The 15,924-nt window shown below is 63.3% G+C and carries 12 protein-coding genes; 7 read left to right on the plus strand and 5 right to left on the minus strand.

Translation table 11 applies throughout. The features are described from left to right. Positions 1–52 precede the first annotated feature (52 nt). The 7 genes from ACSQ17_RS04555 to ACSQ17_RS04585 all read left to right on the plus strand — a co-directional run bounded on the left by ACSQ17_RS04555 (position 53) and on the right by ACSQ17_RS04585 (position 6,261). Entirely contained in the window at positions 53–643 is a 591-nt protein-coding gene (locus ACSQ17_RS04555) for a TetR family transcriptional regulator (protein WP_436070429.1), read from the plus strand. A gap of 163 nt (positions 644–806) precedes the next feature. Then, positions 807–1,307 carry an urease accessory protein UreE gene (gene ureE / locus ACSQ17_RS04560; protein ID WP_436067759.1) on the plus strand — a complete coding sequence of 167 codons (501 nt, stop codon included), beginning with the start codon at positions 807–809 and terminating at the stop codon, positions 1,305–1,307. A gap of 72 nt (positions 1,308–1,379) precedes the next feature. Continuing rightward, positions 1,380–2,117 (plus strand): urease accessory protein UreF, encoded by a 738-nt coding sequence (locus tag ACSQ17_RS04565; RefSeq protein ID WP_436067760.1) that lies wholly within the window; start codon positions 1,380–1,382, stop codon positions 2,115–2,117. A gap of 19 nt (positions 2,118–2,136) precedes the next feature. Then, positions 2,137–2,751, plus strand: a complete 615-nt coding sequence (gene ureG / locus ACSQ17_RS04570; protein ID WP_436067761.1) for an urease accessory protein UreG — start codon at positions 2,137–2,139, stop codon at positions 2,749–2,751. An 85-nt stretch (positions 2,752–2,836) separates the two neighbouring features. Beyond that, complete coding sequence (locus ACSQ17_RS04575; RefSeq protein ID WP_436067762.1) at positions 2,837–3,409, plus strand: HupE/UreJ family protein; 573 nt, start codon at positions 2,837–2,839, stop codon at positions 3,407–3,409. A 170-nt stretch (positions 3,410–3,579) separates the two neighbouring features. Further along, positions 3,580–4,494: a glycerophosphodiester phosphodiesterase gene (locus tag ACSQ17_RS04580; RefSeq protein ID WP_436067763.1), complete on the plus strand. Its 915-nt coding sequence runs from the start codon at positions 3,580–3,582 to the stop codon at positions 4,492–4,494. An 825-nt stretch (positions 4,495–5,319) separates the two neighbouring features. Then, a complete protein-coding gene (locus ACSQ17_RS04585; RefSeq protein ID WP_436067764.1) occupies positions 5,320–6,261 on the plus strand; it encodes a DUF808 domain-containing protein in 942 nt (313 codons plus the stop codon). A 73-nt stretch (positions 6,262–6,334) separates the two neighbouring features. On the opposite strand, the gene ACSQ17_RS04590 is transcribed toward ACSQ17_RS04585, so the two are convergent. From ACSQ17_RS04590 to ACSQ17_RS04610, 5 genes are all read right to left on the minus strand, one after another. Next, positions 6,335–7,231, minus strand: coding sequence for a transglutaminase family protein (locus ACSQ17_RS04590; protein WP_436067765.1), 897 nt, complete (start codon positions 7,229–7,231; stop codon positions 6,335–6,337). Next, entirely contained in the window at positions 7,228–9,723 is a 2,496-nt protein-coding gene (locus ACSQ17_RS04595; protein WP_436067766.1) for a circularly permuted type 2 ATP-grasp protein, read from the minus strand. Before ACSQ17_RS04595 ends, ACSQ17_RS04590 begins: the two co-directional genes overlap by 4 nt. 123 nt (positions 9,724–9,846) lie before the next feature. Continuing rightward, complete coding sequence (locus ACSQ17_RS04600; protein WP_436067767.1) at positions 9,847–13,137, minus strand: DUF2126 domain-containing protein; 3,291 nt, start codon at positions 13,135–13,137, stop codon at positions 9,847–9,849. A 379-nt stretch (positions 13,138–13,516) separates the two neighbouring features. Then, the gene (locus ACSQ17_RS04605) at positions 13,517–14,629 is read right to left on the minus strand and encodes an SO2930 family diheme c-type cytochrome (protein WP_436067768.1); all 1,113 of its coding nucleotides are present in this window, start codon (positions 14,627–14,629) and stop codon (positions 13,517–13,519) included. Beyond that, the gene (locus ACSQ17_RS04610; protein WP_436067769.1) at positions 14,629–15,867 is read right to left on the minus strand and encodes a parallel beta-helix domain-containing protein; all 1,239 of its coding nucleotides are present in this window, start codon (positions 15,865–15,867) and stop codon (positions 14,629–14,631) included. Before ACSQ17_RS04610 ends, ACSQ17_RS04605 begins: the two co-directional genes overlap by 1 nt. Positions 15,868–15,924: the final 57 nt, after the last annotated feature.

Genomic DNA, 15,924 nt, shown 5'->3' on the forward strand with positions numbered 1-15,924 from the left:
GAAACCACTACAACCGCGCGCCGAACAAAAACTGCAAACCCGTCACGCCCTGATGGACGCCGCCCGCAGCCTGATGGACAGCGGCCGTGGCTTTGGTAGCCTGAGCCTGCGCGAAGTGGCGCGCTGTGCCGGTATCGTGCCAACCGGTTTCTATCGGCACTTTGACGACATGGACGCCCTCGGCCTGGCCCTGGTGGCCGAAGTGGGGGAAACCTTTCGCGAAACCATTCGCCAGGTACGCCACCACGAATTCGAGCTGGGCGGCGTGATTGACGCTTCAGTGCGCATCTTCCTCGACGCCGTGGCGGCCAACCGCTCGCAGTTTCTCTTTCTCGCCCGTGAACAGTACGGTGGCTCGCTGCCGGTGCGCCTCGCCGTAGGCGCATTGCGCGAACGCATCACTGCGGATCTGGTGGCGGACCTCGCGCAGATGCCGAAACTGCAGCATTTCGATACCCCGGCGCAGAACGTGCTGGCCGACCTGGTGGTCAAGACCGTGTTCGCCACCCTGCCCGAACTGATCGACCCGCCGGCACGCGCCTTGCCGCGGCACGCCACCCCTGAAGCGAAGATGATCGAGCAGCTGCGCTTTATCTTTATCGGTGCCAAACACTGGCAAGGGCTGGGCCAGCACAACGACTAGCGCACCACAATTGCGCACACTATTAGCGTGCGCACCAAAGCGCAGCCTGAAATGCCCAATACTTACGCACGGCACTCGCCGCACAGCCCGCATCATGCGGCCAGGCAGCAGTTTGGCAAGGCACTTGCTCTATAACCGGCATTGACCTGCCGGAAACTGCCCCATGTTGGTGATCCACCGTCGTATTGCCGCCCAGCCACACTGGGATGCCGAACTTGAACTGAGCTTCGAGGCCCGCAGCAAAAGCCGTCTGCGCTGCTTCAGCCGCACCGGCGAGGATGTGGGCCTGTTTCTCGAACGCGGCCAGCCTGCGCTGCACGACGGCGAATGCCTGCAAGCCGAAGATGGCCGCATCGTCCGTGTGGTCGCCCGCGCCGAACCGCTGCTGCACGTCACCTGTACCAATGCCTTCGAACTGATGCGTGCCGCCTATCACCTGGGCAACCGCCACGTGGCCCTGCAACTCGGTGATGGCTGGTTGCGCCTGCCGGATGACTACGTGCTCAAGGCCATGCTCGAACAACTCGGCGCCACGGTGGAACTGATCGAAGCCCCCTACCAGCCCGAGCAAGGCGCTTACGGCGGCGGCCATCACCATTCCCATGCTGGCGATGCCGAATTCAGCTATGCGCCGCGCCTGCATCAATTCGGTGCGCGCAAGTGAACGAAATGGCTCTGAACGCCAGCGAGCGCAGGCGAGGCAAGGCGCAAGGTGGCGAGGACGCGGAGTTTACAAATGTTAAATGAGCAGTCCGAGCAGCCTTGCAACGCAGCATCGACAAGCGCAGCCAGTTCAGTGTCATTTCGCGCCTGGCAGCTATTGAGGCTGGCCAGCCCGCAGCTACCGATTGGCGGCTACAGCTATTCCCAGGGTCTGGAAATGGCCGTTGAACAGGGCCGGGTCGATAGCGCCGAGAGCGCCCAGCGCTGGATTGCCGATCAGTTGCTGCTGAACTTGGCTCGCTTTGAAGCGCCGCTGCTGCTTGCCCATTGCCAAGCCGCCGCCAGCGAGAACTGGGCCCAGCTGCGCCAGTTGGCCGAACAGCAACGCGCCAGCCGTGAAACCCGCGAGCTGCGCCTGGAAAGCCGGCAGATGGGCTACTCGCTGCAGCAGCTACTCACAGGTTTGCCGGAGCTGGATCAGCCGGCGCAGCAACTGTTCAACGAGCTGGACGAGCCTGGCTTGGCTGTTGGCTGGGCGCTGGCCGCCCGCGCCTGGCAGATCGCACCAGAAGATGCCCTCGCCGCCTGGCTCTGGGGCTGGCTGGAAAACCAGTTGGCAGTGTTGATGAAAACCCTGCCCTTGGGCCAGCAAGCTGCCCAGCGTCTGACCTCAGAGCTGCTACCGCTGCTCGACCAGGCGCAGCGCCACGCCAGTGAACTGCAACCCGAACACTGGGGCAGCGCCGCATTCGGCCTGGCCCTGGCGAGCATGGCGCACGAGCGTCAGTACAGCCGTTTATTCCGTTCTTGATGATAAGGAAGACTTGAAGATGAACAGCCAACCCCTGCGTGTCGGCATCGGTGGCCCGGTCGGCTCGGGCAAGACCGCCCTGACCCTGGCCCTGTGCCTGGCCCTGCGCGAACGCTACAACCTGGCGGTGGTGACCAACGATATCTACACCCAGGAAGACGCGCAGTTTCTGGTGCGTAACGAAGCTCTGGTACCGGAACGGATCATCGGCGTGGAAACCGGCGGTTGTCCGCACACCGCCATCCGCGAAGACGCCTCGATCAACCTGGAAGCAGTCGACCAGCTCAACCGCCGTTTCCCAGGCCTGGACCTGATCATCGTCGAGTCCGGCGGCGACAACCTCTCGGCCACCTTCAGCCCGGAGCTGTCGGACCTGACCATCTATGTAATCGACGTGTCCGCCGGCGACAAGCTGCCGCGCAAAGGCGGCCCTGGCATCTGCAAATCCGACCTGCTGGTGATCAACAAGGTCGACCTGGCCCCGTTGGTCGGCGCCTCATTGGAGGTGATGGAGCGCGACACCCTGAAGATGCGCGGCGACAAGCCGTTTGTATTCAGCAACCAGAAGATCGGCCAGGGGCTTGATCAGATCATCGCCTTTATCGAACAACACGGCATGCTTACCGCAGCCTGACAAATCACCTCCCCTCTACCGCTTGCGGGAGAGGGGTCGGGGGAGAGGGCGGCCTCTCCCTTGCCACCCAGTAAGGAGACACCTCATGAACCTGCGTAAATCCCTGTTCGCTCTCGCCCTGTTTCTCAGCCCAGCAGTGGCCTTCGCCCACACCGGCAACGATCACTCCGGGTTGATGGCCGGCCTGGCGCACCCGGTATTCGGCCTCGACCATCTGCTGGCGATGCTCGCCGTCGGTCTGTGGGCCGCGCAGCAATCCGGCGCAGCGCGCTGGGCGCTGCCGCTGACCTTTGTTGCCACAATGTTGATCGGCGGCCTGCTGGGCTTTAACGGCCTGGAAATTCCGCTGATGGAAACCGGCATCGCCGCTTCGGTGCTGGCCTTCGGTCTGCTGGTAGCCGTAGCCATCCGCCTGCCGATGGTGATTGCCATCGCCCTGACTGCGCTGTTCGCCCTGACCCACGGCGTCGCTCACGGCCTGGAGCTGCCGACGCTGGCCAGCCCATGGGGCTATGCTGCTGGTTTCGTGGTCGCCACCGCAGCTCTGCACGCCAGCGGCTATGCCCTGGTGCGTCTGCTGCCCCAGGCCGCTGCGCCAGTGGTGCGCGTACTCGGCGCGGCTTCGGCAGTCACCGGCGCCTGGCTGCTGGCAGGCTAAGTGACTGGCTCGGGTGGACGGCAAGCGTCTGCCCGCATCCGCCAGGCCAACCACTCCTGACCGCAAAGGTCGCTAGGCTGGCGCATTTCGCCTCTCGTCCAGCCGCCATGGCTTTGTCATAGTCGAGGCGTATTAAACCTCCTCTCTCTTGACTGTCCTGGACCCTGACCATGCTGCGCGTTGTCCGTTTTCTCTCTGTTCCACTGCTGTTACTGACCATCGCCATCGGCGTACTGGCCCTGACCAGTAAACCGGCCCAACCCGCCGCAGTGCTCAGCAGCTTTGCCGAACAACCGCTGGTCATCGCCCACCGTGGCGGCAAAGGCCTGTGGCCGGAAAACAGCCTGTTTGCCTTCGAGCGCGCCAGCGCCCTGGGTGTGGATATGCTGGAGATGGACCTGCACCTGTCCAGTGACGGCGAGCTGGTGGTGATCCACGACTCGACGCTGGATCGCACCACCAATGGCGATGGCCCGGTGGCCGCGCGCAGCCTGGCGCAGTTGCAAGCGTTGGACGCCGGGCACCGCTGGAGCGCCGACGGCGGCCAGAGCCACCCTTACCGTGGCCAGGGCGTGCGTATCCCGACCTTTACCGAGGTGCTCGAACGATTTCCCAGCATCCCCAAGGTGATCGAGATCAAGGTGCCGGATGTCGGTATGGAAGCGCAGCTATGTGACACCCTCACCGCCCACCAGCAGCGCGACAAGGTGATTGTTGGCAGCTTCTATGACCGCAGCCTGCAACTGTTCCGCGAACAGTGTCCGGGCGTAGCAACGTCTGCCGGGCCCGGTTCGGTGCGTCTGCTGCTGGCTCTCAACTGGATTGGCCTGGGCAGCGTACTGTCGCCGTCCTACCAGGCGCTGCAGATTCCCGAAGCGCACAGTGGCCTGGCCATCGCTAGCCGCAGCCTGTTACAGACCGCCAGTCAACGCGGCCTGAATGTGCAGTTGTGGACCATCAACGAGCAACCGGACATGCGCCGCCTGCTTGATCTCGGGGCCGACGCGCTGATCACCGACTACCCGGACCGCGCCCTGCAAGTGCTGGGGCGCTCGACCCGCATCAGCGCACTGGAAGCAGACTGAGCGAGCTGTACAAAAAACAGCCTGCAGAGCTCAAGCCACGCCCAGCGTGGCCTGAGCACAAGCGTGCGCAGGTTATCCACAGATCGTTCCACAACAACCTGGGATAAGTCCCTGGCAACGGTCTTACCCGCTGCACTAAACCGTTGAATTAGCGCGATTATTGCTTGACTCGGCGGGCACAAGGTGAGGCATGGGAAGGACACCGCAGGCTGCTCAAAAAGCGATCAAGTGGCGCAAAACCAGGCATCATCAGCCTCGCAAGCAGCCATACCAAAGTTATCAACAGCTCTACCCACAGTAGTCGTGGACAACTTCAGCACTGGCCCACAGCGCCCTTAATAGACAGCTTAAGCTGTTGTTTCTACGCAAAATAATGCACTGATCAAAAAACACACAGCCGCCGCAAACAAGCAGATGACTAGGCGTGCATACGCCTACGCCCACCTTATCCACAGTTCACTCCACAGTCTTTGTGCACAACTCCCTGCACTGCTCACCCGCACGGTGCATAAGTCCTGATCAGGCTGCTGGCTATGGGCGCCATCAATACAATCAACAGCCCAAGCACCAAGCGGCGGCGTAAGGTCGTGCCATCACCCCAGGAGATGTGCCATGCCTATCCATGATCTGTTACGCAGCCTGCTCGCCGCCTATGCCGGGGGTGCCAGCGGCAGCAGCGACTAGGTACAGCCGGTTTTCGTGCGGCGCGGTAAACACATGACGGCAGCCTATGGCTGACGGGCGTGGACTCACGTATAAATCTGCGCACCATCGCCTGCTGTTCTGCTGGGCGATTACCCGAAAACCTAGAAAGGAATCCCCTGCATGGCCGGCGCTAGCCTGTTAACCCTGCTCGATGATATTGCCGCAGTGCTCGATGACGTAGCGGTGATGACCAAAGTCGCTGCCAAGAAAACCGCCGGCGTTCTCGGTGACGACCTGGCGCTGAATGCCCAGCAGGTCACCGGCGTGCGTGCCGAACGTGAGCTGCCGGTGGTTTGGGCCGTGGCCAAGGGTTCGTTCAAGAACAAGCTGATCCTGGTGCCTGCGGCATTGCTGATCAGCGCCTTCGCCCCATGGGCGGTCACTCCGCTGCTGATGTTTGGCGGCGCCTTCCTCTGTTATGAGGGTTTCGAAAAACTCGCGCACAAATTCCTCCACAGCAAGGCCGAGACGCAGGCGCAACATCAAGAACTGCTGCATGCCGTGGCCGACCCCGAAGTGGATATCCTGGCGTTCGAGAAGGACAAGATCAAAGGCGCTATCCGCACCGACTTTATTCTCTCGGCCGAGATCATCGCCATCACCCTGGGCACCGTGGCCCTGGCCAGTTTTGGCAAGCAGGTCGCGGTGCTGTCCGGTATCGCCATCCTGATGACTGTTGGCGTCTATGGCCTGGTGGCGGGCATCGTCAAACTGGACGACGCCGGCCTGTACCTCAACCAACGCAGCGGCGAAGGCCTGGGCAAGCGTCTGCAACGAGCCGTCGGTCGTGGCCTGCTGCTGACCGCACCCTATCTGATGAAAGCCCTGTCAGTGCTCGGCACTGCGGCCATGTTTATGGTCGGCGGCGGCATCCTCACCCACGGCGTGCCTGCCGCACAGGCGTGGATCGACCAATTGGCGCAAAGCGTTGCCGCCAGCAGTGGTCTGTTGGCCGCCCTGCTGCCGACCTTGCTGAATGCCATCGCCGGGATCATCGCCGGAGCCATCGCGCTGTTGCTGGTAAGCCTGGTAACGCGCGCCTGGAAAGCCATCAAGCGCTAAGCCAGTAGGGTGCGCCGCGCGCACCCTACTGACCAAGAACTGTTGCGGCGCACGGTGCCCCTCGATCGAGCGCTTAACCCGCCAGCGGCAGCACCGTCACCTGTACCTCAGGGTCGTGGCTGCCGCCGCCGAGAATCACCCCGCGCAGCGGTGAGACATCGACAAAATCCCGGCCCCAGGCCAGGGTGATATGTTCCAGCGCCGGGCGGATATTGTTGGTCGGGTCGAAATCTACCCAGCCCTGCTCTGGGCAAAACACCGAAACCCAGGCGTGCGAGGCATCGGCACCGATCAGCCGAGGCTGGCCAGGTGGTGGCTGAGTCAGCAGGTAACCACTGACATAGCGCGCCGCCAGGCCGCGTGAACGCAGACAGGCGAGCATCAGGTGGGCAAAGTCCTGGCACACGCCGCGGCGTTCCTCCAGCACTTGCAGCAGTGGCGTCGCCACCTGGGTGGCCGCCGCATCAAAGCTGAATTCGGCAAAAATCTTTTGCATCAGCCCATCCACCGCCGCCAACAGCGGCCGGCCTGGGGTAAAGCAATCCGCCGCGTAATCGCTGAACACCTGCTTGAGGTGCACATAGGGCGACTCGAAGCGAAAACGCGCCGCCTCCAGCACCTCGGGCAGTAGCGCCTGGCCGCTGTAACGCAGCGCCGTGCAGGCCTGCTCCCAGGCGGGCGACTGCGTCAAATCCAGCTCGCCCCGCGCCAGCACCTCGACCTTGAGCCGCGCGCTGACCTTAAGCTCATCATGCGGACGCTCAAACACCAGGCGGGTCAGCGGGTTGCCGAACACATCCAGGGCATCCTGGCGCTGGCAGGGTTGCGGGCTGACCAGCAGCTGCTGTTCATGATTACGCTGCCAGGGGCAGGCGCGCGGCCACAGGTGCGCCAGTTGCTGGGCCAGGGAAACCGGCGCGGCATAGCGGTAATGGGTGTCGTGGAGTATCTGGTAGAAAGCACTGCTCATGAGGATTGCGTCCGCTGACTGGCATCGACATGGGCAAAGAAACGCAGGCCCAGGCGGTCGGAAATTTCGCCGCTGGCCTGGCTGATACTGCTGAGCAGAGTGCCCAGGCCCTCCAGCACCTCCTGCACGCTGCCGGCACCGAATAGCGGGTTCTCCAGACTGCCCAGACTGAAGCGCAGCAATTGCCCCTCCAGATGCTGCAAGCGCCGCTCGGCTGGCAGCTCGAAACGCTCGCCCAGGCGCTCCAGCGAGCGCAGCAACGTGCGTATCTGGAACAGCACGGCATGCGGGTTTTGCTCATCCAGCAGCAACAGGTCGAGCACCGGAATCAGTTGCGCCGAAGCCAGGTAACGGGTGCGGTAGGTGATGCTGCTGTTACCCAGTTCCAGCAGCCACTCCAGCGCCGACTGATCCTGCGCGGCGCTGCTGGTGAGGAAGTTGGCCAGGCTGTCGCAGAGAAACTGCAAGCGCTCGATACAACGCCCGAGCATCAGAAAGCGCCAACCGTCATCGCGGGTCATGTCATCCAGGGCAAAGCCCGACAGCGCCGCCAGCGACAGCAGCAGGCGGTCGAGAAAATCCAGCAGCTCACCGAAGTCGGCCTGCTCGCGACTCAGCGCCTGAGCCTCGCGTTGTAATTCGAGCAAGGCCTGCCAGTTAGCCTGGGACAGCTTGCCGCGCACGCTGCCGGCCACCCATTGCAGACGCTGCAGATTACCGCGCAGGCTGTCCGGCCAGTCCTCACCCAACAAAGCGTCAAGCAGACGCTGGTGCAACTCACCATGCTCAGCATCCGGCAGCAGGCCCAGACTCTCGGCCAGGCTCAGGGCGGTTTGCAGCGCTTGCGGGTCATCGTCGTCATCCACATAGCGCGCCAGCATGATGCGCAGCAACCGCGCACCGTCTTCGCAGCGTTCGCTGTAGCGGCCGAACCAGTAGAGGTTTTCCACCACCCGCGACGGCAGATAGGGGTCACTGCGCACCAGGTCGGCCACGCCCAGCGGACGCAGCCATTGCCAGGGTTCGCCGCCGGCATGCCGTTCACCGAGCACCCAGGTGTCCTTGCTCGCACCACCGCGCTGCATCGACACCACTTCGGCGTCGGCTTCGGCGGCGACCCGAGTCAGGCCACCGGGCATCACCCGATAGCCCTCGGCGCTGGCCACGGCGAATACCCGCATACCAATCGCACGCGGTGCCAGCGTCGCGTCCTCAGGCTGCCAGACCGGAGCTTGTGACAGTTGCGCCAGCGCCTGGGCGACATAGGCGTAGGGCCGCGCCTTGAGCCGTTCAGCCAGCTCGGCGCGCTGCGCCTCATCCAGATCACGGCCAAACACCGGGGCAAAGCTCTGCGAGGGAAAACTGGCGCGCACCAGCAGCTCGTCGAGCTGTTCCAGGGCCTTGTCCAACACCGGCGGCTCGCCGCACCACCAACTGGCGATAGAGGGCAGCAGCAGTTCTTCGCCCAATAATTTTTCCGCGATGGCCGGGAGAAAGCCCGGCAAGCCAGGGGACTCCAGCACGCCACTGCCGAGGGTATTGGCCACCAGCACATGGCCCTGGCGCACGGCTTCGAGCAGGCCGGGCACGCCGAGGGCCGAGTCGGTGCGCAGCTCCAGCGGATCGCAGAAATCGTCATCCAGACGGCGCAGCACCGCATGCACGCGGCGCAGGCCGGCCAGGGTTTTCAGGTAGACCTTGGCATCACGCACGGTCAGGTCGCTGCCTTCCACCAAGGGATAGCCGAGCTGGCGCGCCAGGTACAGGTGCTCGAAATAGCTCTCGTTAAAACGCCCCGGGGTCAGCAGCACCACCAGCGGCGTTTCACCCGCATCAGTTGGAGCCTGCCGCGCCAGGGTGTCCTGCAGGGTGCGGAAGAAGCCGGCCAGGTATTGCACGCGCAAGTCGCGGTACAGCTCGGGAAAGGCGCGCGAGACGATCTGCCGGTTTTCCAGGGCATAACCGGCACCGGACGGGGCCTGGGTACGGTCGGCGGTGACCCACCAGCGGCCATCCGGGGCACGGGCCAGGTCCACCGCGTACAGGTGCAGGTAGGTGCCACCGGGTGGTTGTACACCCTGGCAAGGCCACAGGTAATTGTTGTGGCCAAACACCAGTTCTGCCGGCAACAGGCCGTCGGCCAGCAACTGCTGTGGGCCGTACAGGTCGGCCAGCACGGCATTTAATAAACCGGCCCGCTGGGCAACGCCAGCGGCGATCTGCTGCCATTCTTCGGCCGGAATCAAATTGGGCAGCAAATCCAGCTCCCACGGCCGGTCAGCGCCATCGGGGTCGGCGTAAACGTTGTAAGTCACCCCATTTTCCTGAATCTGCCGCGCCAGCAGAGCCTGACGCTGCGCCAGCTGCGCCGGGCTGCTGCGCTGCAAACGCTCCAGCAACAGGCGCCAGTGCGGGCGCACCTGACCCTCGGCGTCGAACAGTTCGTGGTAAGCCCCTGGTGTCAGGGGGTAGTCAGCAAGCAGGTCGGGCATGGCAGGCTCGAAAATCTAAAGAGGACAACACTCCCCTCTCCCATTTATGGGAGAGGGGCCGGGGGAGAGGGTGCTACGTCAAAGCCCTCTCCCCAACCCTCTCCCGCAAGCGGGAGAAGGGGGTTAAACGAGGCGCAGATCCAGGGTCATGGGCAGCTCATTATTGTTGATTGGCGCCAGAGTCGGGCGTTTGCCTGGGCTATGGCCCAGGCGGAAGAAGCGCGCCAGGCGTCGGCTTTCGGCCTCGTAGGCATTCACCGGCAGGCTGTCGTAGTTACGCCCGCCGGGATGGGCGACATGGTACTGGCAACCGCCGAGGGAGCGGTTCATCCAGCTGTCCACCAGGTCGAACACCAGCGGCGCATGCACTTCGATGGTCGGGTGCAGGCAGTTGGCCGGCTGCCAGGCGCGGAAACGCACGCCGCCGACAAACTCGCCGACCTTGCCGGTAGGCCGCAGCGGCACCGGAACGCCGTTGCAGGTCAGCACATAGCGGTCACTCGGTAGGCCGCTGAGTTTGACCTGCATGCGCTCCAGCGAGGAATCCACATAACGCACCGTGCCGCCGCCCCCGCCCTCCTCGCCCAGCACATGCCAGGGTTCCAGGGCCTGACGCAGTTCCAGCTCGATACCCTTGACGTTGAAGTCACCGGATTTGGGAAAGCGAAACTCGAAGTGCGGGGCAAACCATTCGCTGTGCAGGCGATAGCCGCAACCATCCAGCTCCTGCAGCACATCGGCAAAATCCTGCTCGATAAAGTGCGGCAGCAGATAACGGTCATGCAGCTCGGTGCCCCAGCGCACCAGGCGTGCCGGCTGATAGGGCTCACGCCAGAAGCGCGCGATCAGCGCGCGAATCAACAGCTGCTGGGCCAGACTCATCTGCGCGTGGGGCGGCATCTCGAAGGCACGCAGCTCCAGCAGACCGAGGCGCCCGGAGGCCGAGTCCGGCGAGTACAGCTTGTCGATACAGAACTCGGCACGGTGGGTGTTACCGGTCACGTCCACCAGCAGGTTGCGCAGCAGGCGGTCGACCAGCCAGGGCTGGCAGTCGCGGCCAGCCTCGGGCATCTGCGCGAAGGCGATTTCCAGTTCGTACAAGGCGTCGTTACGCGCTTCATCGATACGCGGCGCCTGCGACGTTGGGCCGATAAACAGACCGCTGAACAGGTAGGACAGCGACGGGTGGTTGTGCCAGTAGCTAATCAGGCTGCGCAGCAAATCCGGCCGGAGCAGAAACGGCGAATCCGCCGGCGTCGCGCCGCCGAGGACAAAGTGATTACCGCCACCCGTGCCAGTGTGACGGCCGTCGATCATAAATTTCTCGCTACTCAGGCGACACTCGCGGGCCTGTTCGTAGAGAAACTCAGTGCGCTCAACCAGCTCATCCCAACTGGCGGCTGGATGGATATTCACTTCGATCACGCCGGGGTCCGGGGTTACGCGGAAGAACTGTAGGCGCGGGTCCAGTGGCGGTTCGTACCCCTCCAGCAGCACCGGGCACTTCATCTCGGCAGCAGTGGCTTCGATGGCCGCCACCAGCTCCAGGTAATCCTCCAGGCGCACCAGCGGCGGCATAAACAGATAGAGCTTGCCGCCCCGCGGCTCGGCGCACAGCGCGGTGCGCACCACACCAGCGGCGGACTGGCCCAGCAGCGGACGTTTGTTCGTGCTGGTCTGGTTGCCTGACCAGACACCACGCGACTGCGGCTTGATCTGCGCCGCTGCCGGCAACGGGGCGAAGCGCTGGCTCGGGTCTTCCGGAGTGATGTAGGGGTAGTCGGCCTCGCTGACCCAGGGCTGGGAATCCAGCGGCAGGCGGTAGCCCATCGCCGAATCGCCGGGTATCAGCCGGCAATGCTCATCACGCAGAAACCAGCTGCCACTCTGCCAGCCCAGCTGCTTGGCCTGCCGGGCCAGCGGCAGGATATGCCCGACGACTTTATCCAGGCCCTGCTCGAACACCTTGCGCAGCCGTTCGCGCTCCAGCGGATCAGCCAGACGCGGGTCTTCGGCGCTGACGTTGATCGGCAGCTTGCGCTCGCGCCACAGGTAGTAGAAGCGGTCCTCATAGGCCGGCACGCAGTATTTAGCGTCCACACCCAGGCGCTCGGCGAGCAGGGTAAGAAAGTCGGCGGCCTTGGCCACATCGACGCCGTAGTCTTTTTGTTCATCGGCGTACAGCGCCGGGTTGTGCCAGATCGGCTCGCAGTCACGCCGCCAGTAGGCGTTCAACGACCAGCGCGGCAGCTGTTCGCCCGGGTACCACTTGCCCTGACCGAAATGCACCAGCGCACTCGGCGCGTAATGCTCGCGCAGACGATGAAACAGGTCGCTGGCCAGACGGCGTTTGTTTGGCCCCAGGGCGGCGGTGTTCCACTCCGGATCATCCGGGTAATCGAGGGCGACAAAAGTCGGCTCGCCGCCCATGGTCAGGCGCACGTCCTGCTCCTGCAGGTCCTCATCGATTTTTTGCCCGAGGTCGACAATCGCCTGCCACTGTGCCTCGCTATACGGCTTGCTCACCCGAGGCGCTTCCCAGATGCGCTCGACCCACATCTCGTGGCTGAACTCACACTCGCACTCATCCACGCCGCCGCTGATCGGCGCCGCCGAAGACGGTTCGGGACTGCAAGCCAGCGGAATATGGCCCTCGCCAGCAAACAGCCCGGACGTCGGATCGAGGCCGATCCAGCCGGCGCCGGGTAGATAGACCTCGCACCAGGCATGCAGGTCGGTGAAATCCACCTCGGTGCCGGAAGGGCCGTCGAGGGATTTCACATCGGCTTTCAGCTGAATCAGGTAACCGGAGACAAAACGCGCCGCCAGGCCCAGATGGCGGAACAACTGCACCAGCAGCCAGGCCGAATCGCGGCAGGAACCGGAGCCTTTCTGCAGGCTTTCTTCCGGCGTCTGCACACCCGGCTCCAGGCGGATCAGGTAGCTGATATCAGTGGCCAGACGCTGGTTCAGCGCCACCAGAAAATCCACGCTCGGCAGCGGGGTGCACTCGATGCTGGCCAGGTATTTGGCGAACAATTTTCCGGCCGGCAGCTTCACCAGATAAGGCGCCAGCTCCAGTTGCTCGCCCTCGGTGTAGGCAAAGGGAATTTTCTCGGCGTAGGGTTCGAGGAAGAAATCGAAAGGGTTGAACACCGCCATTTCGGCGACCAGATCGACCTCGATCTTCAACTCGCGGGTCTTTTCCGGAAACACCAGGCGCGCCAGGTAGTTGCCCTGGGGATCCTGTTGCCAGTTGATAAAGTGCTCGCCCGGCTCAACCTTCAACGCGTAGGACAACACCCGTGTACGGCTGTGCGGTGCAGGACGCAGGCGCACGACCTGCGGCCCAAGATTAACCGCGCGGTCGTAGCGGTAGTGGCTGACATGGTGCAAGGCGATATGGATCGACACAGCGGGCCTCCTGCGAGCCTGGGCGATAACCCAGCAGCGCAAGACTTATGCCAGTGGCCCAATCCAGCGCCCGGCCAGCGCTGTCGGGCCCTGCAGCCACGCCCGGAAAAACACGCGCACCACAACAGGGCCACCCATGCCCCACGCCCACCACGGCGCACGAAAACAGGGCTGATGCCTTAACAATGGCGCTGTCCCAATCATGTGTTGCCAGGGACAATCCGTAGGGTGCGCTGTGCGCACCGGGATTCACAGCCTGAACGGCTATGCCCAATACAGACGAACAATGGCTTGTGCGCACGGCGCACCCTACGAATCCAGGCCCGCCTCACACTCGGTGTTGAGCGTCACAGACGCACCACGCTACTGGTACAGCGCCTTAACAATCCCCCTTCAAGCTGGCGATCCAGCGCTGCAGTACCTCAACACCTTCGGCATGCACAGCGGAGCGACCCAGCTCCGGCATCATGATGCTCGGGTCGACACTTTCCACGCGAAACAGCAGCACCGACTTCTCCGGCTGACCGGGGTGAATATCCACCAGGCGATCACCCGAGCCTTTACCCGCCGCCACCGGCTGCTTGCACAGGCCATAGCTGATGCCAATGGCGGTGGCCGGATCAAGCAACAGCCCCGAGGTACGCCCCGGCCCTTTAGGGTTGTGGCAATGGCTACAGTTGGCATCCAGGTAGCTGCGCGCCTGTTTTTCCAGGCTTTCGCCAGGGCGCGGCGTCGGCCATAAGGCGTTCTGCGGGACGCCCTGCAACTCGGCCGGCACAGCCTGCAAACGGCCCTGCCGCTGCCAGTGCTGCAACTGATTGTGCGTGCCGTCGGCGTAGGCAAAATCCTTGTTCAGGTGGCGCGCCTTGGGGCCCAGCGGGTTGACGCCCTGCCCTGCGGTTTCCTCATGACAACCGGCGCACTGGTTGGCGTCAGGCACCTGGTAGGCCACTGCCTGGGTTTTGCCCTCGGCATCCAGCAGGCTCAACTCACGGCCACCACCCGCCCATTCGAGATGGGCCTCCTGCTGCTGTTCGTCCCACACATAGGGCAACGCCACCCAGCCGTCCTGCTGTTTGAGCAGGATGCGTGTCTCGATCAGCTGCACCCTCGCCAGCTCCAGGCCGCGTTGCGGGTCGCGGTCGTCCCGCTCATTAAGCAGCAGCCGACCCTGGGCATCCTTGGGGTAGTAGAAGGTCTTGCTCAGCACTGTGCCGACCGGGTAATCGAAGTGCGTCTCGGCGTAGGTCGCCGCTGTACCCGCCGGCATCCAGACGGTACGCAGCTTGTGTGCGTAGTCGGTGAACAACGGGGTATTCAGGTCGTAAGGCAAGGCCTCGGCGATGGGCGCGATAAAGCCATCGGCGCGCTGCAGCATGCCCCACTCGCTGAGTGTTTGCGGGTAGTTGTCGCCTTGCGGCAGGTACAGCGGCGCCGGCTGCTGATCGCAGCCGGCGAGGAGCAACAGCGCCCCCAGTAACAGACGACGCATCAGGCCCCCTGGTCGGCATCAGCCGAGGCCAGTTTGACGGCAGGCAATGGCGGCAGGCTGCAACGGTAGTGGGTCATATCGGTGCTGATGTTTTTGTAGTTGTTCGGCCCGTCGACGTTGATCATCGCCGCCTCGCCGTTATTGATGCAGATCGCCCGATTCGCAGGCAGCTTGCCATCCACGAGGATGTCGAGGTTGACGTAGCCGTCCCAGAGAATATCCGGCAGGCGGCCGTTCAAGCCGAACTGGCTGACCTTCAGCGCCTTCAGCTCCAGGTGATCCGGGCTGTCGCCACCGGGGCCGAAGCGGTTGCCGTGGATATGAATGCCTTCCGGATAAGGGTCAAAACCCTCGGCCGTGGACAGATCGGTATAGCCGGTACTGAAGTAGCTGCTGATGATCACGTTGGCGGTCTTGTGGTCACCAATGTCGTTATCGAACACCTCGACATCGTCATTGGAGTTGATCACTACCCCGGAACCCGCCGGCACGCTGGCCACCGGCGTGCCCTTGTGGCCGAAATTCTTGTGGTTGTTGCCTTCGATCTTGTTGCGGAACACCCGCGTCACCCGCCCGGCCTGCGGCAGGTTGGGCATGTTGAACACCAGAATGCCGCCGGTGTTACCGGTGGCGACGTTGTCATACACGTCGGCGTCGATGGTGTTCTCGATCTCGATCCCGGCGACGTTGCGCTCGGCGCGGCTGTTGCGCACCACCACGTTGCGCGATTGGCCAACATAAATGCCGGCATCAGAGGCGCCGATGGCCACCGCGCCGTCGATCAGGGTGTTCTCGGTCTGCACCGGGTAGATGCCGTAGGCGCCGTTCTCAGTGGCAGGGCCGTTGGTCCACTCGGTGCGCACGCGGCGGATGATGATGTTCTTGCCGCCCACCACTTTCAGCGAATCGCCTTTGGTGTCCTCGAAGGCGATGTCTTCGATGGTGAAGTCCGAGGCATCCACCAGCAGGCCTTCGGCACCGGACTTCTGTCCTTTGAAGTTGAGGACGGTCTTGTCCATGCCCGCGCCCTTGATGGTCACACCGCTGACTTTCAGGCTCAGGCTGCGATCAAGCTGGTAGGTGCCGGCCGGGATCTCGATCACCGTGCCAGGCTTGGCCTTGATCAGTTGGGTTTGCAGGTCCTTCTGGAAATCCAGGTTGGCCACCGGGGCCGGTTCTTCGCCGCAAGCGGCGAGCAGCACAGACAGGGTAAACACGGAAAGCGGGGCAAGGCGCATGGCAATCTCCAGCGTTTTTCTTATTAAGTGGAACGATAGTACCAAGTAATAAGAAAA

It is taken from the genome of Pseudomonas sp. LjRoot71, assembly GCF_964253255.1.
Lineage (GTDB): Bacteria > Pseudomonadota > Gammaproteobacteria > Pseudomonadales > Pseudomonadaceae > Aquipseudomonas.